This window comes from Streptomyces sp. NPDC024687 (assembly GCF_055559055.1).
Map to the genome: position 1 here is coordinate 149,209 of NZ_JBVHLJ010000012.1, position 24,628 is coordinate 173,836.

Consider the following 24,628-nt stretch of genomic DNA (forward strand, 5'->3'; position numbering starts at 1 on the left):
ACTACACCTTGGTGACGTCCTCGACCTCCTCCTCCGGCTCCCGACCCGGCGTCCTGAGGTCGAACTTCGTGATCGCGAACCGGAAGATCACGTAATAGAGGACCGCGAAACACAGGCCGATCGGCACGATCGCCCACGGTCTCGTCGCGAGGTTCCAGTTGATGACGTAGTCGATGAGACCGGCCGAGAAGCTGAAACCGTCATGCACCCCCAGCCCCCACGTCACCGCCATCGACACCCCCGTCAGCACCGCGTGCACCACGTACAGCAGCGGCGCGATGAACAGGAACGAGTACTCGATCGGCTCGGTGATCCCCGTCACGAAGGACGTCAGGGCCACGGAGAGCATCAGACCGCCGATCTCCTTGCGCCGCTCCAGCCTCGCACAGTGCGTGATCGCCAGCGCCGCCGCCGGCAGCGCGAACATCATGATCGGGAAGAACCCCGAGGTGAACTGCCCCGCGTTCGGATCCCCCGCCAGGAACATGTTGATGTCGCCGTGCACCTCGGTGCCGTCCGGCTTGGTGTACGTCCCGAACTGGAACCAGATGGGCACGTTCAGGAACTGGTGCAACCCGATCACCAGCAACGCCCGGTTCGCGACACCGAACAGCCCCGCACCCCACGCCCCCGCGTCCTTCAGCCAGTCGCTGAAGTTCTCCAGCCCGTCACCGATCGGCGGCCACACCCACAGGCACAGCGCGGCGAACACGATCGCCACGAACGCCATGATGATCGGCACCAGCCGCCGCCCGTTGAAGAAGCCGAGCCAGTCCACCAGCTTCGTGCGGTGGTACCGCTGCCAGAAGAACGCCGTCAGCAGCCCCATCACGATGCCGCCGAACACCCCCGGGTTCTGGTACGTGAACGCCACGACCGTCTGGTCCACCGTCGCCTGACACCCGATGCCCTGCACGGCCTTCGCCCCGCTCGGACAGTCCTCCGGGAACTGCCTCAACACCGAGAAGTAGACGAGGAATCCGGCGACCGCCGCCAGCGCCGTCGACCCGTCCGACTTCTTCGCCATCCCGATCGCCACACCCACGCAGAACAGCAGCGGCAGCCCGAGCTGACCGTCGAGCAGCGCCCCGCCCGCACCCGCCATCACCTTCGAGACGTTCGTCCAGCCCAGCCCGTCGTCCCCGAACACATCCGGCTGACCGAGCCGGTTGAGGATGCCCGCGGCCGGCAGTACGGCGATGGGCAGCTGAAGACTGCGACCCATCTTCTGCAGCCCCTGGAACGCCGACTGCCAACGCCGGCGCGCGGGTGAGATGTCGGTCTCTGAACTCATCAGTTGGCGACCGCCTGTCGGGTGGTGTAGACCAGTCACGGACGATTGAGCAGCTGTGACGTCATCTTTCGGTACACACGGCGCAATCGCTCCCGAAGTTGGGCCAACTGTGCATGAGGAGACCGACATGGCCACCAAGGCAGAGAAGATCGTCGCCGGACTCGGCGGCATCGAGAACATCGAAGAGGTCGAGGGCTGCATCACCCGCCTGCGCACCGAGGTCGTCGACGCGGGCAAGGTCGACGAAGCCGCCCTCAAGGCCGCCGGCGCCCACGGCGTCGTCAAGATGGGCACCGCCATCCAGGTCGTCATCGGCACCGACGCCGACCCGATCGCCGCGGAGATCGAGGACATGATGTGAGCTGAGCGCCCACGCGGGAGGCCGATAGGCTCAACGCCATGTCTCGAATCGACGGCCGCACCCCCGAACAACTCCGCCCGGTCACCATCGAACGCGGCTGGAGCAAGCACGCCGAGGGCTCCGTCCTCGTCTCCTTCGGCGACACCAAGGTCTTCTGCACCGCCTCCGTCACCGAAGGAGTCCCCCGCTGGCGCAAGGGCAGCGGCGAGGGCTGGGTGACCGCCGAGTACTCCATGCTGCCCCGCGCCACCAACACCCGCGGCGACCGCGAATCCGTCCGCGGCAAGATCGGCGGCCGTACGCACGAGATCAGCCGGCTCATCGGCCGCTCCCTGCGCGCGGTCATCGACTACAAGGCGCTCGGCGAGAACACCATCGTCCTCGACTGCGATGTCCTCCAGGCCGACGGCGGCACCCGCACCGCCGCGATCACCGGCGCCTACGTCGCCCTCGCCGACGCCATCGCCTGGGCCCAGGGCAAGAAACTGATCAAGGCCGGCCGCCGACCGCTGACCGGAACCGTGAGCGCGGTCTCCGTCGGCATCGTGGGAGGCGTCCCCCTCCTCGACCTCCGCTACGAGGAGGACGTCCGCGCCGACACCGACATGAACGTCGTCTGCACCGGCGACGGCCGCTTCGTCGAGGTCCAGGGCACCGCCGAGGCCGAGCCCTTCGCCCGCGACGAGCTCAACTCCCTCCTCGACCTCGCGGTCCTGGGCTGCTCGGAACTCGCCGCCCTGCAGAACAAGGCGCTCGACACGGTCCTCGAAAGGTAAAGGGACCGCCAAGAACGGTGGCCGGTGCGCGCAACCCGACCGACCGTACCGGCGTCTTCGGGAGTACGGGCGCCCGCTTGTGCACAACGGGCGCCCGGCCAGTCAACGGGGGCCTCCTGAGGCCTGCCACAGGGAGGTAACAGATCCATGGCCGCGAGCCGACGCCGCCGTAGTCGCCGTATCACCATCGCCGCCGCGGTGGCCGCCGTGGGACTCACGGTCGGCCTCACCACCGGCTGCGACGCCGTCAGCAAGGCACTGGACTGCGTCCAGACCGCCGAGGCCGTCGCCGACAGCGTCACCGACCTCCAGCAGGCCGTGGAGAACGCCTCCAACGACCCCACCCAGATCGACGAGGCCCTCGCCTCCATCGACCAGAACCTCGACGAGATCGGCGACAAGACCGACAACGCCGACGTCAACAAGGCGGTCGACCACCTCAACTCCGCCGTGGCCAACGTCCGTACGGCGGTCAAGAACGGCGACGAGACCCCGGACCTGAGCCCGATCACCGACGCGGCCGGCGAACTGACCAAGGTCTGCACGCCGTAATACTGGTGGCATGACCCGCCTGATCCTCGCCACCCGCAACGCCGGCAAAATCACCGAGCTCCACGCGATCCTCGCCGACGCAGGTCTGCCCTTCGACCTCGTCGGCGCGGACGCGTACCCCGAGATCCCCGACGTCAAGGAAACCGGCGTCACCTTCGCCGAGAACGCCCTCCTCAAGGCCCACGCCCTGGCCCAGGCCACGGGCCTCCCCGCGGTCGCGGACGACTCGGGCCTGTGCGTGGACGTCCTGAACGGCGCCCCGGGAATCTTCTCGGCGCGCTGGTCGGGGAGCCACGGCGACGACCGCGCGAACCTGGAGTTGCTGCTGGCCCAGCTCTCGGACATCGCTGACGAACACCGAGGCGCCCACTTCGCCTGCGCGGCGGCCCTGGCCCTGCCGGACGGCACGGAGAGGGTGGTCGAGGGCCAACTGCGGGGCCTCCTCCGCCACACCCCGGTGGGCACGAACGGCTTCGGCTACGACCCGATCCTCCAGCCGGAGGGCGAGACCCGGACCTGCGCCGAGCTGACCGCCGAGGAGAAGAACGCGATCAGCCACCGGGGGCAGGCGTTCAGGGCGCTGGTGCCGGTGGTTCGGGAGCTGTTGGGCTGAAAAATGTTGGAAGGGCCGCCTTGTCGGGCGGCCCTTCGACAGTGTGCGGCCGGTGGGACTCGAACCCACACGGGTGTTAACCCACTGGGACCTAAACCCAGCATGACTGCCAATTCCATCACGGCCGCTCATACGGTCATCGCGGGTGACCGGCGGCACTCAGTGTACGGGTTGGCCCAGCTCCTGACGTGAGGGTCAGATCGAGAGGTCCTTCAGTAGTTTGGCCACGTGCCCCGTCGCCCGGACGTTGTACAAAGCCTGTTCGACCTTGCCCTCCTCGTCGACGACGATCGTGGAGCGGATGACGCCCATATAGGTCTTGCCGTAGTTCTTCTTCTCGCCGTAGGCGCCGTAGGCCTCGGTGACGGTCTTCTCCGGGTCGGCCAGGAGGGTGACCTTCAGGGATTCCTTGTCGCGGAACTTCGCCAGCTTCTCCGGGGCGTCCGGGGAGATGCCGAGGACGTCGTAGCCCGCGCCGGCCAGGACCTCCAGGTTGTCGGTGAAGTCGCAGGCCTGCTTCGTGCAGCCGGGGGTCAGGGCGGCCGGGTAGAAGTAGACGATGACCTTGCGGCCCTTGTGGGCGGAGAGGGACACGTCGTTGCCGTCGGCGTCGGGCAGGGTGAAGGCGGGGGCCACGTCCCCGGGCTGGAGTCGCTCGCTCATTGGGTCAGCGTAACCGGGGGTCCTGACCGTGCGGTCGCGGGCGGAACTGACACACTGTCCAGGACAAGTAGCAGCGACACCGGAGGCTCTACCGTGGCGGACACGTCGGACATCAGAACCCCGGCGCAGATCGAGGCGGACATCAAGCGCCGCCGCGAGGTGCTGGCAGAGACGCTCGACGAGATCGGGGTGCGGGTGCACCCCAAGACGATCGTCGGCGACGCCAAGGCCAAGGTCGTCTCCACCGTCGACCACACGCTCGGGCGGGCGTACGTCTCCGTCAACAAGGCCGTCACGGATGTGAAGGCCCAGTTCGTGGACGAGGAGGGCGCGCCCCGGCTGGAGCGTGTCGTGCCGGTCGCCCTCGTCGCCGTGGGACTCGTGGGGCTGCTCGCCCTGGGCACCCGGCGCCGCAAGCGCTGACCCGGCCGAGTACACGGGCGCCGAAGACAGGTAGGTTCAGTGGCGTGAGCGCCAAGAGAAACGACACCCCGCACGACAAGCTGCCCATCCGGATGCTGCACGACCGCGTACTCGTGCGGCAGGAGAACGGTGAGGGCGAGCGGCGGTCGGGTGGCGGCATCCTGATTCCCGCCACCGCGGCCGTCGGGCGCCGGCTGGCCTGGGCCGAGGTCGTCGCCGTGGGGCAGAACGTACGGACCGTGGAGCCCGGGGACCGGGTGCTGTACGACCCGGAGGACCGGGCCGAGGTCGAGGTGCGCGGGACGGGTTACGTCCTCATGCGTGAGCGTGATCTGCACGCCGTGGCGGCCGACCGGTTCGAGGGCTCCGAGGACTCGACGGGCCTGTATCTGTAGACAGCAGGAAAAATCCGAGAGGGGCCGGTGACCTACGTCACCGGCCCCTCTCGTCGTGCCGTCGTGCCGCGGGACGGTCAGTCCCGTCTGGCCGGGCTCACCAGGCCCGCGCCGTCCGTCGTCGCCCCGCCGCTCGGGCTGTCTCCGGTGGTGCCCCCGGTCGTGTCACCCGTCGTGCCGCCGTCGCCCGTGGTGCCGCCGTTCGTCGGGCCGCCCGTGGTCTCGCCCGTCGTGGTGCCGCCGCCGTCCGTGGTGCCGCCGTCGGTCGTGCCCCCGGTGGTGCCGCCCGTCGTGGTGTCGCCGCCGGTCGTGGTCGTGCCGCCGTTGTCCTGACCCTGGGTCTGCCCCTCGGTCTGGCCCTCGGTGTCCTGGCCGCCGGTGGTGTCGCCCGTGGTGCCGCCGTCGTCCTGGCCGCCCGTGGTCGGGTCGACGGGGGCCTGGCTGCTGGGGGCCACCTCGTCGGCGCCCGCCTGGAGCTCGAGGTCGAAGTCGCTGTCCGAGGTGCCCTTGAGGGCGGCCTTGGTGTACTGCGCCCAGATCTCGGCGGGCGGTCCGCCGCCGTTGACGCGCTGCAGGCCCATCGCGCCGTACAGCGACTTGTGCGCGGCGGTCACCGGGTCCTGGCCCATGACGGAGACGACCGTGGCGAGTTCGGGGGTGTAGCCGGCGAACCAGGCCGCGGTGTCCTCCTCGGCGGTGCCGGTCTTGCCGGCGGCGGGGCGGCCCGCGCCCTGGGCGGCGGTGGCGGTGCCGTTCTCGACGACGCTCTGAAGGATCGAGGTGGTGGTGTCGGCGGCCTCGCGGCTGACGGCCTGCTCGGTCTTCTTCCGGGGCAGCTCGACGGTCTGCTCGCCGTCCTTGGTGATCTTGTCGATCATCGTGTACGTGCCGTGCCGGCCGTGGTTGGCGAGGGTGGCGTAGGCCTCCGCCATGTCGAGGACGCTCGCGGTGTTCACGCCGAGCGCGATGGACGGGGAGGCCGTCAGGTCCGGGGTGTCGGAGGGGATGCCCAGGTCGATCGCGGTCTGCTTGACCTTGTCGGAGCCGACGTCGACGGCCATCTGCGCGTACACCGAGTTGACGGACTTGTCGGTGGCCGCGCGGACGGTGATCTCGCCGTAGGAGCCCTGGTCCTCGTTCTCGGGGGCGTAGGTGCCGCCGTTCCACCCGACGACGGGGCGCTTGTTGGTGCCGTCGTAGTAGGTGTTGGGGGTGATGAGCTGGCCGTCCTGGGTCTCGGAGTGGTTCTGGACGGCCGAGGCGAACACGATGGGCTTGAAGATGGAGCCGACCTGGAAGTCGCCGCGGGTCGCGCCGTTCGTGTACTGCTTGACGTAGTCGATGCCGCCGTACATCGCGACGACCTTGCCGGTCTTCGGGTCGACGGAGGCGCCGCCCGCGCGGACGTAGTTGTCGACCTTGTTGTTCTTCTTGTCGAGCTTCTTGATCACCTGGTCGTTGACGGCCTTCACGAAGGCGTCCTGCTTGCCCTTTTCCAGGGTGGTGGTGATGCGGTAGCCGCCCGCCTCCAGCTGCTCCTTGGTGAGGATCTTGTTGTCGATGATGTAGTCCTCGACCGCGTTCTTGATGTAGCCGCGCTGCCCGGACAGGCCGGTGGAGACGGTCTGTTCCTTCGGCATCGGGAACTTCAGTCCGGTGCGCTCGGACTGGGCCAGCCAGCCCTTCTTGACCATGCCGTCCAGGACGTAGTTCCAGCGGGCCTCGGCCGCCGCCTTGTTCTCGGGGTGTGCGACGACGTCGTACTCGCTCGGCGCGTTGACCAGCGCGGCGAGGTAGGCGGCGTGGGCCGGGTCGAGTTCGACGGCGTCCATGCCGTAGTAGGCCTGGGCGGCGGACTGGATGCCGTAGGCGTTGCGGCCGAAGTAGCTGGTGTTGAGATAGCCCTCGAGGATCTGGTCCTTGGGCTTCTCGCGGTCCAGCTTGATCGAGATGAAGAACTCCTTGGCCTTGCGGGTGACGGTCTGCTCCTGGGCCAGGTAGTAGTTCTTCACGTACTGCTGGGTGATGGTGGAGCCGGACTGCTTGCCCTTGCCGGTGGCGGTGTTCCAGCCGGCGCGGAGCATGGCCTTGGGGTCGATCGCGGACTCGGTGTAGAAGTCGCGGTCCTCTGCGGCGAGGACGGCGTGCTGGGCCTCCTTGGAGACCTGCGAGAGGGAGACGTTCTCGCGGTTGACCTCGCCGTCGCGGGCGAGCTGGCTGCCGTCGGCGTAGAGGTAGACGTTGGACTGCTTCATGGCGAGCGCGTTGGCCGGCGGGATCTTGACCATCGAGTAGCCGAGGAAGAACAGGCCGGCCAGGGCGACCAGGCCGAGGACGAGGGTGCCCAGCACCATGCGCCAGGTCGGGATCACCCGTCGCCAGCCGGTGCGCTTGGGCCGCTTGGCCTTCTTCTTTTCGCCGGGCTCTTCGGGCGTCTGCGTCTGCGGTTCGCTCGGTGCCCAGCCCTTGGTCGGCTGCTGCGGCTGGTCGCTCATCTCGTGCACGGACTCCTGTTTCGCGTCGTACGTTCCCGTACGACCTCGTACGCCTTCTGCGTCCCCTGTTGAAGACTCTCGCACCCTGCGTTCCGTTCCCGGATATGGCGCGCGTCTCGCCGGGAAAATGGGTGGCCTGCCCTGTCACCTGCGCACTAGGCTCCTGCGCTTTGGTGCCGGCGGGCCGAGGAGGGCTGTGGATGTGGGTTCCTGGCGGTTGTACGCGGCCGTCGCGGCAGGGGGATTCAGACGATACGCGACATATCGCGCGGCCACGTTCGCGGGGGTGTTCACCAACACCGTTTTCGGCGTGATCCTCGTCTACACGTATCTCGCGCTGTGGGACGAGAAGCCCCATCTCGGGGGCTACGACCAGGCGCAGGCGGTCACCTACGTATGGCTGGGGCAGTGTCTCTACTCGACGCTGGCGCTCCAGGGCGGCGGCGCCGAGAAGGACCTGATCGAGCGGATCCGCACGGGGGAGATCGCGGTGGATCTGTACCGGCCGGCCGACCTCCAACTGTGGTGGCTGGCGAGCGACTTGGGCAGGTCACTGTTCCAGCTGGTGGGCCGCGGTGTGATCCCCTTCACCTTCGGCGCGCTGTTCTTCCCGATGGCGCTGCCCACGGACGTCATGTCCTGGGCGGCCCTGCTGGTGGCGCTGCTGCTCGCGATGCTGGTCAGTTTCGGGATCCGTTATCTGGCCGCCCTGAGCGTGTTCTGGCTGATGGACGGCATGGGCATCATGCAGGCGGTGATGATCACGGGGGTCTTCTGCTCGGGCATCGTGTTCCCGCTCAACGCCTTCCCCGGGGTGCTGGGCGACATCGTGCAGGCGCTGCCGTGGGCGGCGCAGCTCCAGGTGCCGGCGGACGTGCTGATGGGGGAGACCGACCCGCTCGGGGCGTACGCCTTTCAGGCGACCTGGGCGGTGGTGCTGCTGGGGGCCGGGCGGCTGCTGCAGTCGGCGGCGACCCGGCGGGTGGTGGTGCAGGGTGGCTGAGACCGGGACGTCCCGCCTGGGCGAGGGTGTGCGGGCCTACTGGCTGATCGCGGGCATGTGGGTGCGGTCCGCGATGACCTACCGCACCTCCTTCGTCGTCACGATGTGCGGCAACCTGCTGATGACCTGCCTGGACTTCGTCGGGATCCTGTTGATGTTCTCGCAGGTCGACTCGCTGGGCGGCTGGGGCCTGCCCGAGATCGCCTTCCTCTACGGCATCTCGGTGACCGCCTTCGGGATCGCCGACCTGGTGCTCGGCTCGATGGACGTGCTGGGCGGCCGGATCCGGGACGGTTCCTTCGACATACTGTTGGTGCGGCCGGCACCGGTGCTCGCGCAGATCGGGGCGGACCACTTCGCGGTGCGCCGCCTGGGCCGGATCATCCAGGGCACGGTGGTGCTGGTGTGGGCGCTGGCGTCGGTGGACGTCGACTGGAGCGCGGCGAAGGTGCTGCTGGTGCCGGTGATGGTGGTCAGCGGCGCGGTGCTCTTCAGTGCGCTGTTCGTGGCGGGCGCGGCCTTCCAGATCTTCGCGCAGGACGCCGCCGAGGTGCAGAACGCGTTCACGTACGGCGGTACGACCCTGCTTCAGTACCCGCCGACGGTGTTCGGGAAGGACTTCGTGCGCGGGGTGACGTTCGTGCTGCCCCTCGCCTTCGTCAACTGGGTGCCGGCCTCCTATGTGCTGGGCAGGCCTTATCCGCTGGATCTGCCGCACTGGGCGGCCTTCACACCGCCGCTGGTGGCACTGGCGTGCTGTGCGCTGGCCGGGCTCGCGTGGCGGGCGGGGCTCGGGTCGTATCGGAGTACCGGGAGTTAGCGATGGACACGTTCATTGAACTGGACCACGTCGAGAAGGTCTTCGACGTGCGCAAGAAGACCGGCTTCCTGAAACGGGAGCGGCGCCAGGTGCGGGCGGTCGACTCGATCTCCTTCACCGTGGCGCGCGGTGAGATGGTCGGCTACATCGGTCCGAACGGTGCCGGCAAGTCGACGACGATCAAGATGCTGACGGGCATCCTGACGCCGAGCGGTGGTCGGCTGCGGGTGGCGGGGATCGACCCGTCCCGGGAGCGGACGAAGCTCGCCCACCGCATCGGCGTGGTCTTCGGCCAGCGCACGACCCTGTGGTGGGACCTCCCACTGATCGACTCCTACAAGCTGATGCACCGCATGTACCGCATCCCGGACGCCCGTTACCGCGAGAACCTCGACCGCTGCGTCGAACTTCTCGAACTGGCCGACCTGTTGGACGTCCCGGTACGCCAACTGTCCCTGGGCCAGCGGATGCGGGGGGACATCGCGGCAGCACTCCTGCACGACCCGGAGGTGCTGTACCTGGACGAGCCGACCATCGGACTCGACGTCATCTCCAAGGCCAAGGTGCGGGGATTCCTGCGGGAGTTGAACACCGAGCGCGGCACGACGGTCCTGCTGACCACCCACGACCTCCAGGACATCGAGCAACTCTGCTCACGCGTGATGGTCATCGACCACGGGCGCCTGATGTACGACGGTCCCCTCGTCGGCCTCCACGAGGTGGGCGAGAGCGAGCGCACGCTTGTGGTGGACCTGGAGCGGGAGTTGCCGCCGATCCAGGCGCCGGGCGCGCGCGTGGTGAAGGTGCAGGGGCCGCGGCAGTGGCTGGCGTTCCCGGCGTCCGAGTCGGCGGCGGCGCTGGTGGCGCGGGTCGCGGCGGAGTACCCGCTGGTGGATCTGTCGGTGCGGGAGCCGGACATCGAGGCGGTGATCGCGAAGATGTACGCGGGAGAAGCGGAGAAAGCGGTGTCGTAGCCGTGGGGTGAGCTAGCTCGTAGGCTGCTGTACATGACCGACGAACTCCCGGAACTCCGGGCTTCAGACGCCGATCGTGAGCGAGTCTCCGAGGTCCTGCGGGACGCCCTCGCGGAGGGGCGGCTCGACATGGAGGAGTTCGAGGAGCGACTGGACGCGACCTACAAGGCGCGGACGTACGGCGAGCTCGCGCCGATCACCCGTGACCTGCCGGTCGGCGGCGTGACCGCTCCCAAGGTCGACATGCTGAAGCGGCCCGAGCCGGACGGGAGTTGGGCGTCCCGGATCGTCGGCGGCGAGGGCTCGTCCACGTGGGCCGTCGCCGTGATGTCCGGGTTCCAGCGCAAGGGGCGGTGGACCGTGCCCCGGCGGTTCAACTGCTTCGCCTTCTGGGGCGGCGGGGAGATCGATCTGCGGGAGGCGAACTTCGCCGACGGCGAGGTCGAGATCAACTGTGTCGCGATCATGGGCGGGATGCAGGTCGTCGTACCGCCGGGGGTCGAGGTCGTGGTGCGCGGGATCGGGATCATGGGCGGGTTCGACCACCGCGAGGAGGGCGTCCCGGGGGAGCCGGGGGCACCTCGGGTGGTCGTGACCGGGTTCGCGTTCTGGGGCGGCGTCGGCGTCGAGCGGAAGGTGACGAGGGCCGAGCGGCAGCGGCTCCGGGACGAGCGGCGGCAGCACCGGCTGGAGCGCCGGGAGGCCGTCCGGGAGCTGAGGGAGTCGGTCCGGGAGGATGCGCGCGATGCGCATCGGCGGATGATCGGGGATCAGCACGGCCTGATGCGGGAACGACGCCGGCGACGCGAGGACTGAGCGGTCGGTGGGGGCCGTTGCGGCGACCGGCCCCCACCGGCCAGCAGCTACAGCCGTGCCGCCGTGGACCCCTTCAGGTAGGCCAGGTCGAAGGTGTCCGCCATCCGCTCGTACCCCTTGTCGTTGGGGTGGAGGCGGTCCCCCGAGTCGTACATCGCGCGGAGCCCGAGGGGGTTGTAGGGATCCCTCAGCGCCTTGTCGAAGTCGATCACCGCGTCGTAGACCCTGCCCGCACGGATCTCCGCGTTGACGGTCTGGCGGACCTCTTCGCGGGCCTCGGTCCAGGTGGCGCGGGTGCCGACGGGCATGAGCGTCGCGCCGACGACCTTGATGCCGCGGGCGTGGGCCTGGCGGACCAGGTCGCGCAGGCCGGCCAGGAGCTTGCCGGAGTCGACGGTGCCCGGGGTGCGGAGGATGTCGTTGATGCCGAGGTCGATGACGACGATCTTGACGTTGGGGCGGTCGAGCACGTCCCGTCGGAAGCGGCGGATGCCGGCCTGGTTCTCCATGCGGCCCCGGGCGTCCGCGAGGACCCGGTTGCCGCCGATCCCGGCGTTGACGACGCTGTAGCGGGGCAGATCCCGGCCGGCGGCGAGCGCGGTGCGCAGGCGCCGGTTCAGGAAGTCCGGCCAGCGGGCGTTCGCGTCGAGGGTGGAGTTCTTGCCGTCGGTCAGCGAGTCACCGAAGGCGACCACCGTCCCGTCGGCCTCGTCGCCGAGCACGTCCAGCGCGGTGAGGTACCGCCAGCGGTCCACCTGCTCGGTGTACCCCGTCCCGGTCTCGTCCTCGGTGAGGTCGCCCGGACCGGCGTACGAGGTCTGGCGGGCCGTCGGGTGGGAGGTGACCGGGCCGGACAGGGTGGGCGAGTAGGTGGTGACGAGGACGTCGCCGCCCGTCGGGACGGCCAGGGCGACGGCGTCGCTGAGCACCTGTCCGCCCGCCGCGATGACGACCGTGGTGGTGCCGGCGAACGTGAGCCGCCGCGTGGTCCCCGCCTGCGCCGCGGCGGTCCGCGGGCCGGCGGCGAGCGCGAGGGAGGCGTGCGTGATGGTCAGCGGGGTCCGGCCGTAGAGATTGGACAGCGTGATACGGGCACTCGTACCGCCGACGCCGGCGTGGACGACGTTGCGGACGGAACGGCCGGTCATGCCCTCGGCCTCGGTGCCGGGCTCGGCGCCGACCGGGGAGGCGGACCAGCTGCCGACCCAGACCCCGGCGGACACGGGCGCGGCGGACGGGCGTGCGGGTGAGCCGGACAGCGCGGTCTGGTCCGAGGTGCCGGTGTCGGCCGCCACTCCTACGTAGATGGCGGTGGACAGGGCCACGATCAGGGCGACGATCGCGGTCAGCAGGGCGTAACCATGACGCCGAGTCATGCGGACTTGTTCTCCTAGGGCGATGGGAGCCCGGGGCTCCGATCTGATCAACTCATGATGAGGCATAAACCGGGGGAGAAGTGACGAGACCCCCTACCGATTCCCTCATCCGGACTGACGCCGGGAACTCCTGTTCTGTTCCATGAGTCGGTCAGGAAGGGACAATGTGTGGGGGATCACCGAACGGGTGGAGCGGATGGAACGCACGAAATCTGAGGAAGCGGAACCGTCTGACGTGGAGCGGCCGGCCCGAGGGGGCGGGGGCGTGACGTCCCCGGGCCGTTCCGCGCCCGCCGCGGCCGTACGTGCGATGACCACCTTCAGCGCCGCGGACCTGGAGAAACAGCGCGGGGTGCGACGCATGAAGCTCACCGCGACCGGGCTGCTGCTGTTCGTGGCGGTGGTGTTCGTGCTGGCCACGTGGGCGCACAACTCCGGGGCGGGCCCCTGGGCCGGCTATGTCGCCGCGGCCGCCGAGGCCGGCATGGTGGGCGCGCTCGCCGACTGGTTCGCGGTCACCGCCCTCTTCCGCCACCCCCTCGGCCTGCCCATCCCGCACACCGCGATCATCCCCACCAAGAAGGACCAGCTGGGGGTGTCACTGGGCGAGTTCGTCGGCGAGAACTTCCTCTCGGAGGACGTCGTACGACAGCGGCTGCGGGCCGTGGGCATCGGCAGCCGGCTGGGCACCTGGCTCGCCGACCCCGAGCACGCCGACCGGGTCACCGCGGAGCTGTCGGCCGCGCTCCGGGGTGCCCTGACCGTCCTGCGGGACTCCGACGTCCAGGCCGTGGTCGGCGAGGCGATCACCCGGCGGGCCGACGCCCAGGAGATCGCGCCCGGCATCGGGAAGATGCTGGACAAGGTCGTCGCCGACGGCGGGCACCGGCGGGTCGTCGACCTGGTGGTGGCACGGGCCCACGACTGGCTAGTGCTCCACGACGAGCAGGTCATGGACGCGGTGCAGGGGGGCGCGCCCGGCTGGACCCCGCGTTTCGTCGACAAGAAGGTCGGCGAGCGGGTCTACAAGGAGCTGCTGCGGTTCGCGACCGAGATGCGGGACATGCCGTCCCATCCGGCGCGCGGAGCCCTCGACCGGTTCCTGACGGACTTCGCCAACGACCTGCAGTCCGACACGGACACCCGCGCGCGTGTCGAGCGGCTCAAGGGCGAGGTGCTGGGCCGCGGCGAGGTCCAGGACCTGATCGCCTCCGCCTGGACCGCCGTACGGTCGATGATCGTCTCCGCCGCCGAGGACGAGCGCAGTGAGCTGCGGCTGCGGGTGCGCGCGTCGCTGCTGTCGCTGGGGGCGCGGATGGCCGTCGACCCCAAGGTGCAGGCGAAGGTCGACGGCTGGGTGGAGGGAGCCGCGGTGTACGTGGTCACCACCTACCGGCGCGAGATCACCTCCCTGATCACGGACACGGTGGCCGGCTGGGACGCCGAGCACACGACCCGGAAGATCGAGGCGAACATCGGCCGCGACCTTCAGTTCATCCGGATCAACGGCACGGTGGTGGGGTCGCTCGCGGGCTTGTTGATCTATACGGTGTCGCGGGCGCTGGGGGCGTAGCCGGACTGGTCGCGGGCACCCGCTTGGCGTTCGTTCGACGATCGCCCGACGATCGCCCGAGGGGGAGGGAGCCCTTCCGTGACCACAGCCCAGGCCGATACCGGCCGCACCCTGACGACCGACATCCCCGCCAGACTCGACCGGCTTCCCTGGTCCCGCTGGCACTGGACGATCGTCATCGGACTCGGCACCGTGTGGATCCTCGACGGCCTCGAGGTCACGGTCGTCGGCAACATCGCGAGCCGGCTCTCGGAGCCGGGAAGCGGGCTGTCCATCTCCTCCGGGCAGGTCACCGGTATCGCGGCGGCGCTGTATGTGGCGGGCGCGTGTGTGGGGGCCCTGTTCTGGGGGCGGCTGACGGACAAGTGGGGCCGCAAGAAGCTGTTCATGATCACGCTGGCGGTGTATCTGGCGGCCACGGCGCTGACGGCGGTGTCCTTCGACTCCTGGTGGTTCTTCCTGTTCCGGTTTCTGACCGGGTTCGGGATCGGCGGCGAGTACGCGGCGATCAACTCCGCGATCGACGAGCTGATCCCGGCGCAGTACCGGGGCCGGGTCGACCTGATGATCAACGGGAGTTTCTGGCTGGGAGCGGTGGGCGGCTCCCTGCTGTCGATCGTCGCGCTGAACACGGACATCTTCGCGAAGGACGTGGGGTGGCGGCTGACGTTCGCGCTGGGGGCGGTGCTGGCCTTCGTGATCCTGCTGGTGCGGCGGCATGTGCCGGAGAGTCCACGGTGGCTGCTGATCCACGGGCGGGACGAGGAGGCGGAACGGATCGTCTCCTCGATCGAGGAGCGGGTCGAGGAGGAGAGGGGCGGCGAGCGGTTGCCGCGGCCCGAGGGTGAGATCACGATCCATCAGCGGCGGAGCGTGACGTTCGTGGAGATCGCGCGGACGGTGTTCTCGGACTACCGGCGCCGGTCGATCCTGGGGTTCTCGCTCTTCATCGGCCAGGCCTTCCTCTACAACGCGATCACGTTCGGGTTCGGGGCGATCCTCACGACGTTCTTCGACGTGCCGACGGGGGACACCGGGTACTACTTCGCGGTCATCGCGATCGGCAACTTCTTCGGGCCGCTGCTGCTGGGGAAGCTGTTCGACACGGTGGGACGGCGGGTGATGATCTCGTCGACGTATCTGCTGTCGGGGCTGCTGCTGTTCGGGACGGCGTGGTTGTTCGACCAGGGTTCCTTGAGTGCGGGCACGTTGACGGCGTGCTGGTGTGCGGTGCTGTTCTTCGCCTCGGCGGGTGCGTCCAGTGCCTACCTCACGGTGTCCGAGGTGTTCCCGATGGAGACGCGGGCGTTGTCGATCGCGTTCTTCTACGCGCTGGGTACGGCGGCGGGCGGCATCAGCGGACCGCTGCTGTTCGCCGACCTGACGAGCACGGGCAAGGTCGGTGACACGGTGCTTGCCTTCCAGATCGGGGCCGGGCTGATGTGTGCGGCGGGTCTGGTGGCGGCGTTCCTGGCGGTGCGGGCGGAGGGGCGGTCGCTGGAGGACATCGCGAAGCCGTTGACTGCTGCGTGAGGGGGGTTGCGTGTGCGGGTTCGGTGGGGGCGGGCGTTGTGCGCAGTTCCCCGCGCCCCTGGATGCCTGCGGCGGCCTGCTTGGCTCCGGTGGGGGTGTGCGTAGCGCGTGCGGTCCGGTGGGTGGGTCGGTGCCGGGGTGGGGGGTGTCCGTCCTCGGTCCGGCGGCTCGGCTGCTTTGGCGGTGCTCGGTAACGGACGCCGGCCGCTGCGGGCGGACACCCCCCACCCCGTCCCCTCGCCGCCGTACGCGGGTGCACGAGTCCCACCCAGGGGCGCGGGGAACTGCGCGACCAGCCCCCACCGGCCCGCGGGCGCCCGACAACCCACTCCGGCGAACGGTCCGTCGTAACGCGGGTGACCGCAACCCCCTAGGGGCGCGGGGAACTGCGCGACCAGCCCCCACCGGCCGCTAGCCGCCCGAAAACCTGACCCGGCACCCCGATAGGCGCCCCGTCCAAGCCCAGCGCAGCGGCACCGCGGGGAACTGCGCGACCAGCCCCCACCGGCCCGCAGCCTTACTCCGTCCGCCCGCGCCGCCGCAGCAAAAGCAGTCCCCCCGCCACCGCAGTGATCCCCGCGGCGGCGGACCAGCCGACGATGTCGTCGGAACCGGTGGCCGCGAGGTCCTGGTCGGCCGTGGGCCCCGTCTGGGGACGTGTGCCGGAGTTCGGGGAAGCGGCCGCGCCGGGCGTAGGGATGGCAGAACCCCCCGCCCCCGACACCCGGTCCCGCGTGAACGCCAGCGTGCCGAAGCCCAGTTGGTCGTAGCCGCCGCTGTTGGGGCCGTAGTCCCCGCCGCCCCCCTCCGGCGCGGACCTCGTCGCGATGCGGGTGACGTACGACGCCGGAAGGGCCCGGCGTTTCGTGTAGTGGTTGGCGATCATGGCCCAGATGGGGCGGGTCGTCGCGGGGTCGACGCCGGCCGCCGCGGACGCCGTCTCCCGACCGGACCACCCTCCGATCGCACCCTTCGCGCGGGTGTTCGCCGTGTAGGAGACGTCCCCTCCCATGCTCCACTTCGCCACGTACTGGGCCCCCTTGAGGAACCGGTTGTCGTCGTAGCCGTACAGGTCGTACCCCTGGTTCCAGGCCATCTCGCAGAACGTGCCCATCAGGCCGACACCGAGGAGCGCGTGCCCCTGGTCCCGGCCCGCCTCCAGCCACTCGGCGAGGCCGTCGTCGTACACGACGGGGATGGCGTGCTCGATGGCGCCGAGGCCCTCGCCGTGCTTGAAGTAGTCGACCGCGCGGGCGACTTGGGAGCTGTCGTCGCAGAAGATGCCCGTGGCCAGGACGCAGGCCATGGCGGCGAGGTCCCAGTTGGTCCAGTAGTTGGTGACGACGGCCCCGTTGTGCCGGACCAGGAAGTCGTCGCTGAGCGGGGCGAAGACTTTGGAGAGCAGTTCCTGGAAGCGGGCGAGGTCGAAGTCCGGGTGGTCGCGGACCAGTTCGGCGGCGTTGGCGAACTGGTAGCCGTAGAGTCCGGCGGCGAGGAAGCGGTCCGCGGTGCCTTCGACGGAGGTCAGCTTCGCCGACCAGGCGTTCAGGATCGCCACGGCCGTGTCGGCGTGCGCGCTGTCGCCGCTGACGTGGTACCGGAGGGCGTTCTGGTAGGCGGCGTGGATGTCGTTGTAGAGGATCGCGTAGTTCTGGGGGGAGCCCGAGCCCCGGTACACCGTGGCCTGCGGGTTGGGCGTCCAGCCGCTCTGCGCATGGCGATTGGCGGTCAGCTTGGCGAAACCGGCCGTGTAGGGCGCGGCGCCCGCCTTCACCTTGGCGGCCATGCGGGCGAGGTCGGCCCCGGTGTGCAGCAGGCCGGGGTGCGCGAAGGCGGCGTCGGCGGCGGCCGCGGTGGCGGGCAGGGCCGTCGCGGCGGTCACCGCGACACCCGCGGCTCCCGCCGCCTTGAGCATGCTGCGGCGGCTGATCTGTGAAGTCACGGACGTCATTCCTCGCGTGCCGGTGGCTGGGACGGTCAGGAGACGCGAGGGTGGGACTGTCGATAACAGAAAGCAGATGGCAGAACGCCGATGACAGAGCGCCGATGACAGAAAAGGCAACAGAAGGGAACCGTGCCCGTGAGCATCCGCAGGATCATGCCCGACATCCACGTCGAGTCCGGGGAGGCCCTGACCGCCAACCGTGACTTCTACGGCCTGCTGGGCTTCGAGGAGGTCATGGACATGGGGTGGGTCGTGACGCTGGCTTCGCCCGCCAACCCGACCGCGCAGATCAGCTTCCTCACGGAGGAGCGCACCGCGCCGGTCGTCCCCGACCTGAGCGTGGAGGTCGAGGACGTCGACGCCGTGTACGCACAGGTCGTGGCGTCGGGCGCGGAGGTCGTACGGGAGCTGCGGGACGAGGAGTGGGGCGTACGGCGCTTCTTCGTCCGGGATCCGAACGGCCAGGTGGTCAATGTGCTGACCCACCGGGGCGGCGAACGCCGCTGACCTCTCAGGCGTCGCGGTCCGCGACCGCCCACGACGCCAGGGCCACCGCGCCCGCCACGCCGAACACCGCGGGCCACGCGCCCACTTTCTTGGCCAGCGGGTGGGACCCCGCGAAGGCGGCCACGTACGCGGCCGACAGTGCTCCGGCCGCCTTCCCGCCGGCCCGCTCCCGCCACTGCCGGGCCGCCGCGGCCCCGGCGACGGCCAGTACCGCCCCGCCCAGCGGCCGCTTCTTCGTCCAGCGGGCCACGCCGTACCCGCCGACGAGCCCGCCCGCAGCGATCACCGCGCTGGGAACCTTCGCCATGCCTGCCTCCTCGGTCGATGTGTCCCGAGGCTAACTCCGGACCGGCGCCCCGAAACTAACCTGAGTCGGGGCTTGTCAAGTTTCCTGGTCGCGAGCTATATAAGAAGGCATAGGGCATCGCACCCACGGAGTCTGTGGAAAGGAGATGGACTGTGATGCTCATGCGTACCGACCCCTTCCGCGAGTTCGACCGGCTCGCGCAGCAGGTTCTCGGTTCCACCGCCCGTCCCGCCGCGATGGCGATGGACGCGTACCGGTCGGGGGACGAGTTCGTCGTCCACTTCGACCTCCCCGGCGTCGACCCCGAGACGATCGAGTTGGACGTCGAACGCAACGTCCTGAACGTCCGCGCCGAGCGCCGCGTCCCCGCCCCCGAGGGCGCGGAGATGATCGTCGCCGAACGCCCCACGGGCTCGTTCACCCGTCAGCTCTTCCTCGGCGACACCCTCGACACGGAACGTATCGACGCCTCGTACGACGTCGGCGTCCTCACCCTGCGCATCCCGGTGGCCGAGCAGGCCAAGCCGCGCCGGATCCAGATCACGGGCGGCGACAGCGGCCGCAAGGAGATCAGCCGCTGACCGCGGCGGCTCGAAGAACAGGCAAGGCCTCGAAGAACAGGCAAGGCAGTGGCGCTCCCGCGGAGCGGCAGGTCCGCCCGCGGGGCGCAACGACCCCCAGGAGACCCGTACATGAGCGCACTCAGCGCGGATCGAGCGACCAGAACGGCACGGTGGAGCGACCTCGTCGACGCCGTGCGCGAGGCCGGACAGTACGCGACCACGGCGGAGGCGGAACGTGTCGTCCGCGTCGTCCTGTCCACCCTCGGCGGCCATGTCACCGGCGACGAACGTGTCGACCTCGCCCGGGCCCTGCCCGAGGAGGCCGCCAGGCTTGTCGCCTCCCGGATCCCGCTCAACAGGCCCCTGACGGCACCGGAGTTCGTGGACGCCGTGGCCGGCCGCATCGAGGGCGCGACCCCGGCGACGGCCCGCTGGGACGTCAGCTCGGTCCTGAGCGTGCTGCCGGAGCTGGTGGGCGACGAGCTCGTGGACCGCGTTCTGGACCGACTGCCCTCCGGTTACGCCCTGTTGTTCGGCAAGGCGGAACTGACCCCCGCAGCGGCCTGAGCCCCGCAGCGGCCTGACGCCCCCGCCCGCCCCGTCTAGAGGGCTTCGCCCTTCCGCGCCTCGGCCCGCAGCCTCAGCTCCGTCACATAACCGGCGCAGACGACACAGCCGACTGCGGCGAGGGCGAGGCCCACGGCGGCGGGATTGACGTAGGCGGGAATCACGTCGGCGGTGTAGCTGCCGCCGCCCGTCATCTCGCAGTCGAACGAGAGGGGGAAGAAGCCCACCGAGTAGTCGATGACATGGACGACCCGGTCGTCCCCGCGGCACGGGGGGATCGGCGCCGAGCCCGTGCCGCCGTCCTCCGCCTCCAGGAACGCCCCGGCCAGATGCAGCAGCCCCCACACGTACACGGCGACCGCCCCGCTCATCGCGAGCACGGCGGTGCCGCGCAGACGCGGAATCAACGACGACGACATCCCGGCCCCCTGACTGCCTCGTTTCCGGGTCCGCCGAGTTCAGCAGCACGGGAGGCGTACGGCTGTGACGGATCCCACACCTCCGGCAACAGGGCTGTCACAGACTGGTAGTGGAAAACGGCTGGCGCGAAGCGAGCGGGCGGGCGAGTCTTCCCTCACACGATGAGGAGGGGCCGATGGCGTACGTCTTCCTGGAGACCGAACGGTTGCGGCTGCGGGCGTTCACCGAGGCTGACCTCGACCATCTCGTGGCCCTGGACGGCGACCCCGAGGTGATGCGCTTCCTCGCCGGCGGCGCGCAGCCGTGAACGCCGGCCGCGCTCTCCTCTACCTGGACGTCGACGGCCCCCTGAACCCCTACGCCGCCCGGCCCGAACGCCGCCCCGAGGGCTACACCACTCACCGCATGAAGCCCGAGGGCTGGATCGCCCAGCACCCCGGCCTGCCCCCGTCCGCCGTCAAGCCCCTGCGTGTCTGGCTCAACCCCGGCCACGGACCCGCGCTGCTGGCCCTGGCGGACCGCTACGAACTCGTCTGGGCAACCATGTGGCGCCACGAGGCGAACACCTTCATCGCCCCCGTCCTCGGCCTCCCGGACCTCCCCGTCGTCGACTGGCCCACGACCCTCACCCCAGGCCCGACCGGCACGTTCTGGAAGACCCACCACCTCGTCACCCACGCCGGCGGCCGTCCCTTCGTCTGGCTCGACGACGAAATCGACGACCGGGACCGGGAGTTCGTGGCCGCTCACCATGACGGTCCGGCTCTGCTGCATCGAGTGGATCCCCGGGTGGGGCTGCGCGAAGGCGACTTCGAGACGGTGGCGGAGTTCGCGCGAGGGCTGTGACGCGGTCCGGCCGACCGCCGTTACCCGCGCCGCCTCACACCTCGTCGAGCAGCGAAGCGAGCCCGTGGTCGAGGTAGGGGCCCACGTTCTCGGCGCCCATCTCGACGACGTCGTAGGAGCGCAGCAGGAAGCGGCGGATGCCGGCCGTGCCGAAGCGGATCACGGCGAGGCCCAGCGGTGAGCGGAACTCGATGACGGTCCGGGCCCAGCCCTGCGGCCGTATCCGTACGTCCCCCTCCCCGGCGGGTCTCCCGAGCCCCTCCTCCAGCAGCGTCCGCGCGAACATCCACGTCACGCCCTGACCGTCGGCCGAGACCTGCGCGGGAAAGTCGATGTGCACGGCGAACGGATCGGCGGCGTCGTAGCGCAGCGTGGGGCGCAACGGGAGTTCGGGGTGGCCGGGGGTGATCAGGCGGGCGCGGACGGTCTGTTGCAGGGTGGTGAGGCGCATGAGCGGGGTCTCCGGATCGGCTGCGAGGCGGGGGCGGTTGTGTATCGATTGCCCTCTCGAACCGCGGAAGTGCCCATTGATGACGCGAAGGCCGGAGTTCAATGCTGTGATCTGCGTCACGGTCGGACGGTCGGAGTGAATGGGTCTCGAAAGACCCCGCCCGCACCGGACGCCCGGAGCCGCCCATCACCGGCGACGACTGCCGCGCCGAGGAGATCGACATCGACGCCGAGCGCTTCGTCGACGGCTTCGAGCTCATCGATCGGGGCGTGGCCCAGGTCCCGTCAGGCGCCCGGACACACCCCCGCCGCCCCGCTCGCAGGAGATCGGCTTCTACGGCGGGGCGCCCGCAAGCTCACCCGCACCCGTACCGCCGTACTCCCTTACTGGTGGTACGGCTGCTGCGGGGCCTGTCCGCCGGACACCTGGCCCCCCTGCCCACCCCCGGCGGCTGCCTGCGCCTGAAGCTGCTCCGCCTCCTGCGAGGTCACTTTGTTCTCCGCACCGCAGAAGGTGCACTGCGTCGCGTACTTGGTGGAGATCGGGAACAGCGGCACGAAGAACAGCGTGAACTTCGTGACGCGCTTGCGCAGGGTGTGCGCGGCCGGATTCCCGCAGCGCCCGCACACCATGGTGAGTATCGCGAGCTGGTACAGGTATCCCTTGGTGCCAAAGAGGATGAGCATGGTGTCGTCGCCTTCCGGGGTCGTTGCTTGAGAGGCAGTATCCCCGTAGTCCATGACACGCCTGGTCGCGCGGTCCAAGAAGGTCGGCTGGAGCGACCGGCCAAGGAGGGCATCCGCATCCGCATCCGGATCCGGATCCGGACCTGCGGTTCAGGCCCCCTCGCCCCCCAGCCGGCTCAGCGCCTCCATGGCCTCACGCTCGATGCGTGACGGTTCGAGGAGCGTGGCGCCCGCCTGTACGAGTACTGCTCCTCGCCCGACTCACCGGCCCGGGTGATCAGCGCCGAGACCTGGGTCCACAGGGCGGCGGCCTCGGCGTACAGCCGGTGTCCGGTGCGCAGGTGGTCACTGTCGAGCAGTTCGGCGCACTCCGCGAGGAAGTCGCGGTAGAGGTTACGGAACAGGGCGCCGCCCGTACCGGCCTTCTCCATCAGCAGGGCGACCTGCGGCAGGTCCCGCCGCGGGTCCTCGCTCCGCCGCAGCCAGGTGCGGACCAGCTTGCCGCTCTTCTCGATGCCACGGTGACCCAGGTTGGCGATGGGCGGGTCGAGGAACGCGTCCGCACAGCCGGTGATCGCGGAAACGACCCTCTCCTCAGGAGCGGGCAGGTCCTGCCGCGCGGTGAGGGTGAACGACCGGTGCCTGGCGGTCATCGGTCCCCGCGCGGCCCTGGCCCGCGCGAGACTGTCCAGCCCGGTGGACACCGCTCCGCCCTGCTGCCCGGTGTCAACGAGGTGGGCCACCCGGTCGTCGTAGCCGTACATCGCGACGACATGCCCCCCGAAGTGCACCTTCGCCCCGAAGTAGTCCAGGTGATAACTGTCCAGCTGCAGCCCCACGGGCCGCCCGGCATCAATCACCTCCACCACGTTCGCCCACGCCTTCCGTGGCGAGGAGGTCTCCCGAACCACGAGCTCCAGCCCGAGTGTCTCGGCCAGATTCCGGGTCAGCTCGAACGGTTTCACCCGTCCCCCGAGGAACGGGAACGGCATGTGCTTGCTGTCCCAGTAGACGAAGGAGAGCCCACGACCGAGCCCGAAGAGCATGGGCTCGGAGAGGTCGATGCCTTGGTGGCGGAGGAGGACGCCGAGGGTGGTGGTTTCGCAGTGGTGTGTGGCGCGGGCGTCGATGCCGTTCACGGTGGTCACGGGGTGTTCTCCTGGTGGGGACGATCGGCCCGTTCATCATTGCCGCGAGGACGCCACTCACCGCTCATCGGTCTCCTGCTTCAGGCGCCCCACGAGATCGATGCCTTCCTGTACCGCCGTGTCGAAGTCAGGGTCGTGGCAGAGACGGATCCTGCCTCTTAGCCGACGATGACCGAGGCGACCGCGCTCAGATCCGTCTCCGACGACGCCTCCAGCGCACGTTGGAGGTCCGCTTCGAACGATGCCTGGTCGTCGGAGAATCGGTGCCCGGACCGGAGGGCGGCCCGGATATCGCCGATGGTTCGCAAGGGCGCGGGCACGGGTTTCTTGGCTTGCGGTCCGCTCACGGTCGCCTGCTCCTAGAAGCCCTCAGGGGAGGTACGACGTACTCCGGACAGGAAGCCGCACCAGGCGCCCACTGACATGACGAGATACGGGCGTTCAGGCGCCTTGGAGTCCCGTACGAGAACCTCAGGCTGCACGAAGGCGGCCTCCACGCACTCGGTTCCGCTGCCTCCGCTGTAGGAGGACTTGAACCACGCGTGCGTCGGTGCCTTCGTCATCAAAGCTCCTTGCTTATACGGCGGATGACCGCCGCCGAGGACTCAAGGTCGAGCGCCTGCGCGCTGAGGTACTCGAACGCCAATCTATAACGCTCCAGTTCCCGTTGCTTCTCCATGAAGAGGCCACCACCGAGCAAGTCCACGTACACCACGTCCAGTTCGGGAGACGGACCTCGCAGGACCGCGAAACTGCCTACGGCGGCAGCGTGTGCGCCAGATGAGAAGGGGAGCACCTGGACGGTGACGTGTGGTCGCTCTGTCATGGCGAGCAGGTGGTGGAGCTGGTCCCGCATGACCTCGCGGCCGCCTACGCGGCGCCGTAGTGCCGCCTCATCGATCACGCACCACAGCAGCGGGGGTTCCTCTCGTTCGAGGAGCTCTTGCCGCTTCATGCGGATGTCGACCATGTGCTGAACTTCGCGCTCGGGGCACTGCACTTCCGAGGCTCGGTGGACGGCTTCCGCGTAGGCGCGGGTCTGCAGAAGACCAGGGATGTACATGCAGGCGTAATGGTCTTCGCGTACGACTTCGTCCTCAAGCGTGAGCATGAGGTTCATCGACTCGGGGATGGGGTCGTCGAGGGACCGCCACCAGCCCTGAATCTTGGCGCCTTTCGCGAGCTCCACGAGGGCAAGGCGTTCCTCGTCGGAGGCGCCGTACTCGCGGCAGAGGGCATCAACGGCCGGCCACTTGACGGTCCCTTCCTTCGTTTCGTAGCGGCTCAAGGTCGCCTTCGAGATGCCGACGCGGGTGCCTGCCTCTTCGAGGGTCAACCCTGTTCGCTCGCGGAGACGACGGAGGTCGGCGCCGAGTTGGCGCCTTCGTGTCGTGGGTCCAACTGCCATGCCTGCGGCCCTTCGTGTCGATCTAGCGAATCGTCCTGGTTGTCCCGAGGGAACGGCAAGGTGGCGCGCGCCGGGGGCGCTCTCCGTTCGGTCGCACCACCAGAAGCCTGAGA

The 24,628-nt window shown here is 69.5% G+C and carries 29 protein-coding genes, 1 tRNA gene and 1 pseudogene; 17 read left to right on the forward strand and 14 right to left on the reverse strand.

All coding sequences use genetic code 11. The annotated features are described in order from the left end of the window. Position 1 precedes the first annotated feature (1 nt). Positions 2-1,294: a PTS transporter subunit EIIC gene (locus ACZ39I_RS35945; protein ID WP_467249116.1), complete on the reverse strand. Its 1,293-nt coding sequence runs from the start codon at positions 1,292-1,294 to the stop codon at positions 2-4. Positions 1,295-1,421: 127 nt separating this feature from the next. Between ACZ39I_RS35945 and ACZ39I_RS35950 the strand changes: the two genes are divergently transcribed. The 4 genes from ACZ39I_RS35950 (at position 1,422) to rdgB (ending at position 3,596) form a co-directional block, all read left to right on the forward strand. Further along, a complete protein-coding gene (locus ACZ39I_RS35950; protein ID WP_123989592.1) occupies positions 1,422-1,655 on the forward strand; it encodes a PTS sugar transporter subunit IIB in 234 nt (77 codons plus the stop codon). Positions 1,656-1,693: 38 nt separating this feature from the next. Beyond that, the gene (rph, locus tag ACZ39I_RS35955; protein WP_467249118.1) at positions 1,694-2,431 is read left to right on the forward strand and encodes a ribonuclease PH; all 738 of its coding nucleotides are present in this window, start codon (positions 1,694-1,696) and stop codon (positions 2,429-2,431) included. A gap of 147 nt (positions 2,432-2,578) precedes the next feature. After that, a complete protein-coding gene (locus ACZ39I_RS35960) occupies positions 2,579-2,983 on the forward strand; it encodes a hypothetical protein (RefSeq protein ID WP_403652861.1) in 405 nt (134 codons plus the stop codon). A gap of 10 nt (positions 2,984-2,993) precedes the next feature. Next, entirely contained in the window at positions 2,994-3,596 is a 603-nt protein-coding gene (gene rdgB / locus ACZ39I_RS35965) for an RdgB/HAM1 family non-canonical purine NTP pyrophosphatase (protein ID WP_451476819.1), read from the forward strand. Between the two features lie 44 nt (positions 3,597-3,640). Here the strand turns inward: rdgB and ACZ39I_RS35970 are convergent. Then, positions 3,641-3,724 (reverse strand) — tRNA-Leu (locus ACZ39I_RS35970). 67 nt (positions 3,725-3,791) lie between these two features. Then, the gene (gene bcp, locus ACZ39I_RS35975; RefSeq protein ID WP_467249121.1) at positions 3,792-4,259 is read right to left on the reverse strand and encodes a thioredoxin-dependent thiol peroxidase; all 468 of its coding nucleotides are present in this window, start codon (positions 4,257-4,259) and stop codon (positions 3,792-3,794) included. Positions 4,260-4,352: 93 nt separating this feature from the next. Between bcp and ACZ39I_RS35980 the strand changes: the two genes are divergently transcribed. Both ACZ39I_RS35980 and ACZ39I_RS35985 read left to right on the forward strand, forming a co-directional pair. Further along, a complete protein-coding gene (locus ACZ39I_RS35980; protein ID WP_467249123.1) occupies positions 4,353-4,682 on the forward strand; it encodes a DUF3618 domain-containing protein in 330 nt (109 codons plus the stop codon). 44 nt (positions 4,683-4,726) lie between these two features. Beyond that, positions 4,727-5,077 carry a GroES family chaperonin gene (locus ACZ39I_RS35985; RefSeq protein WP_123761009.1) on the forward strand — a complete coding sequence of 117 codons (351 nt, stop codon included), beginning with the start codon at positions 4,727-4,729 and terminating at the stop codon, positions 5,075-5,077. 77 nt (positions 5,078-5,154) lie between these two features. On the opposite strand, the gene ACZ39I_RS35990 is transcribed toward ACZ39I_RS35985, so the two are convergent. Beyond that, entirely contained in the window at positions 5,155-7,572 is a 2,418-nt protein-coding gene (locus ACZ39I_RS35990) for a transglycosylase domain-containing protein (protein WP_467249125.1), read from the reverse strand. A gap of 202 nt (positions 7,573-7,774) precedes the next feature. On the opposite strand from ACZ39I_RS35990, the gene ACZ39I_RS35995 reads away from it, so the two are divergent. Genes ACZ39I_RS35995 through ACZ39I_RS36010 form a run of 4 tightly spaced genes read left to right on the forward strand, consistent with a single transcriptional unit; the run spans position 7,775 to position 11,185 of the window. After that, positions 7,775-8,575 carry an ABC transporter permease gene (locus ACZ39I_RS35995; RefSeq protein WP_467249293.1) on the forward strand — a complete coding sequence of 267 codons (801 nt, stop codon included), beginning with the start codon at positions 7,775-7,777 and terminating at the stop codon, positions 8,573-8,575. Between the two features lie 55 nt (positions 8,576-8,630). Continuing rightward, positions 8,631-9,395 carry an ABC transporter permease gene (locus tag ACZ39I_RS36000; RefSeq protein ID WP_467249295.1) on the forward strand — a complete coding sequence of 255 codons (765 nt, stop codon included), beginning with the start codon at positions 8,631-8,633 and terminating at the stop codon, positions 9,393-9,395. A 2-nt stretch (positions 9,396-9,397) separates the two neighbouring features. Beyond that, on the forward strand, positions 9,398-10,369 hold the full coding sequence (locus ACZ39I_RS36005; protein WP_467249127.1) for an ABC transporter ATP-binding protein: 972 nt from the start codon (positions 9,398-9,400) through the stop codon (positions 10,367-10,369). 33 nt (positions 10,370-10,402) lie between these two features. Beyond that, on the forward strand, positions 10,403-11,185 hold the full coding sequence (locus ACZ39I_RS36010) for a DUF1707 SHOCT-like domain-containing protein (protein WP_467249129.1): 783 nt from the start codon (positions 10,403-10,405) through the stop codon (positions 11,183-11,185). 47 nt (positions 11,186-11,232) lie between these two features. On the opposite strand, the gene ACZ39I_RS36015 is transcribed toward ACZ39I_RS36010, so the two are convergent. After that, positions 11,233-12,561, reverse strand: a complete 1,329-nt coding sequence (locus ACZ39I_RS36015; protein WP_467249131.1) for an SGNH/GDSL hydrolase family protein — start codon at positions 12,559-12,561, stop codon at positions 11,233-11,235. Positions 12,562-12,703: 142 nt separating this feature from the next. On the opposite strand from ACZ39I_RS36015, the gene ACZ39I_RS36020 reads away from it, so the two are divergent. Both ACZ39I_RS36020 and ACZ39I_RS36025 read left to right on the forward strand, forming a co-directional pair. Further along, positions 12,704-14,134, forward strand: a complete 1,431-nt coding sequence (locus ACZ39I_RS36020) for a DUF445 domain-containing protein (protein ID WP_467249133.1) — start codon at positions 12,704-12,706, stop codon at positions 14,132-14,134. 78 nt (positions 14,135-14,212) lie between these two features. Next, on the forward strand, positions 14,213-15,667 hold the full coding sequence (locus tag ACZ39I_RS36025; RefSeq protein ID WP_467249135.1) for an MFS transporter: 1,455 nt from the start codon (positions 14,213-14,215) through the stop codon (positions 15,665-15,667). A 517-nt stretch (positions 15,668-16,184) separates the two neighbouring features. Here ACZ39I_RS36025 and ACZ39I_RS36030 read toward each other — a convergent pair. Then, entirely contained in the window at positions 16,185-17,582 is a 1,398-nt protein-coding gene (locus ACZ39I_RS36030; RefSeq protein WP_467249297.1) for an alginate lyase family protein, read from the reverse strand. A gap of 165 nt (positions 17,583-17,747) precedes the next feature. On the opposite strand from ACZ39I_RS36030, the gene ACZ39I_RS36035 reads away from it, so the two are divergent. Beyond that, complete coding sequence (locus tag ACZ39I_RS36035) at positions 17,748-18,119, forward strand: VOC family protein (protein ID WP_467249137.1); 372 nt, start codon at positions 17,748-17,750, stop codon at positions 18,117-18,119. 4 nt (positions 18,120-18,123) lie between these two features. On the opposite strand, the gene ACZ39I_RS36040 is transcribed toward ACZ39I_RS36035, so the two are convergent. Continuing rightward, positions 18,124-18,426, reverse strand: a complete 303-nt coding sequence (locus ACZ39I_RS36040; RefSeq protein WP_467249139.1) for a hypothetical protein — start codon at positions 18,424-18,426, stop codon at positions 18,124-18,126. Positions 18,427-18,581: 155 nt separating this feature from the next. Between ACZ39I_RS36040 and ACZ39I_RS36045 the strand changes: the two genes are divergently transcribed. Continuing rightward, complete coding sequence (locus ACZ39I_RS36045) at positions 18,582-19,007, forward strand: Hsp20/alpha crystallin family protein (protein ID WP_467249141.1); 426 nt, start codon at positions 18,582-18,584, stop codon at positions 19,005-19,007. 111 nt (positions 19,008-19,118) lie between these two features. After that, positions 19,119-19,556 (forward strand): DUF2267 domain-containing protein, encoded by a 438-nt coding sequence (locus ACZ39I_RS36050; protein ID WP_403652822.1) that lies wholly within the window; start codon positions 19,119-19,121, stop codon positions 19,554-19,556. Between the two features lie 35 nt (positions 19,557-19,591). Here the strand turns inward: ACZ39I_RS36050 and ACZ39I_RS36055 are convergent, their stop codons facing one another. Further along, the gene (locus ACZ39I_RS36055; RefSeq protein WP_467249143.1) at positions 19,592-19,975 is read right to left on the reverse strand and encodes a hypothetical protein; all 384 of its coding nucleotides are present in this window, start codon (positions 19,973-19,975) and stop codon (positions 19,592-19,594) included. 176 nt (positions 19,976-20,151) lie between these two features. Between ACZ39I_RS36055 and ACZ39I_RS36060 the strand changes: the two genes are divergently transcribed. Next, positions 20,152-20,283, forward strand: coding sequence for a GNAT family N-acetyltransferase (locus ACZ39I_RS36060; protein ID WP_467249145.1), 132 nt, complete (start codon positions 20,152-20,154; stop codon positions 20,281-20,283). Beyond that, on the forward strand, positions 20,280-20,822 hold the full coding sequence (locus ACZ39I_RS36065; protein WP_467249147.1) for an HAD domain-containing protein: 543 nt from the start codon (positions 20,280-20,282) through the stop codon (positions 20,820-20,822). The genes ACZ39I_RS36060 and ACZ39I_RS36065 overlap by 4 nt, the downstream gene beginning before the upstream one ends. A gap of 34 nt (positions 20,823-20,856) precedes the next feature. Here ACZ39I_RS36065 and ACZ39I_RS36070 read toward each other — a convergent pair whose 3' ends face one another. The 6 genes and pseudogenes from ACZ39I_RS36070 to ACZ39I_RS36095 all read right to left on the reverse strand — a co-directional run bounded on the left by ACZ39I_RS36070 (position 20,857) and on the right by ACZ39I_RS36095 (position 24,515). Then, positions 20,857-21,273, reverse strand: a complete 417-nt coding sequence (locus ACZ39I_RS36070) for an SsgA family sporulation/cell division regulator (RefSeq protein WP_467249149.1) — start codon at positions 21,271-21,273, stop codon at positions 20,857-20,859. 383 nt (positions 21,274-21,656) lie between these two features. After that, positions 21,657-21,959 (reverse strand): zinc-ribbon domain-containing protein, encoded by a 303-nt coding sequence (locus ACZ39I_RS36075; protein ID WP_352391268.1) that lies wholly within the window; start codon positions 21,957-21,959, stop codon positions 21,657-21,659. Between the two features lie 150 nt (positions 21,960-22,109). Continuing rightward, positions 22,110-23,107, reverse strand: a pseudogene (locus tag ACZ39I_RS36080) (BtrH N-terminal domain-containing protein). 158 nt (positions 23,108-23,265) lie between these two features. After that, positions 23,266-23,454, reverse strand: a complete 189-nt coding sequence (locus tag ACZ39I_RS36085; protein ID WP_467249151.1) for a hypothetical protein — start codon at positions 23,452-23,454, stop codon at positions 23,266-23,268. Between the two features lie 12 nt (positions 23,455-23,466). Continuing rightward, complete coding sequence (locus tag ACZ39I_RS36090; RefSeq protein WP_352391270.1) at positions 23,467-23,670, reverse strand: DUF397 domain-containing protein; 204 nt, start codon at positions 23,668-23,670, stop codon at positions 23,467-23,469. Beyond that, entirely contained in the window at positions 23,670-24,515 is an 846-nt protein-coding gene (locus ACZ39I_RS36095; RefSeq protein WP_467249163.1) for a helix-turn-helix domain-containing protein, read from the reverse strand. The genes ACZ39I_RS36090 and ACZ39I_RS36095 overlap by 1 nt, the downstream gene beginning before the upstream one ends. Positions 24,516-24,628 lie beyond the last annotated feature (113 nt).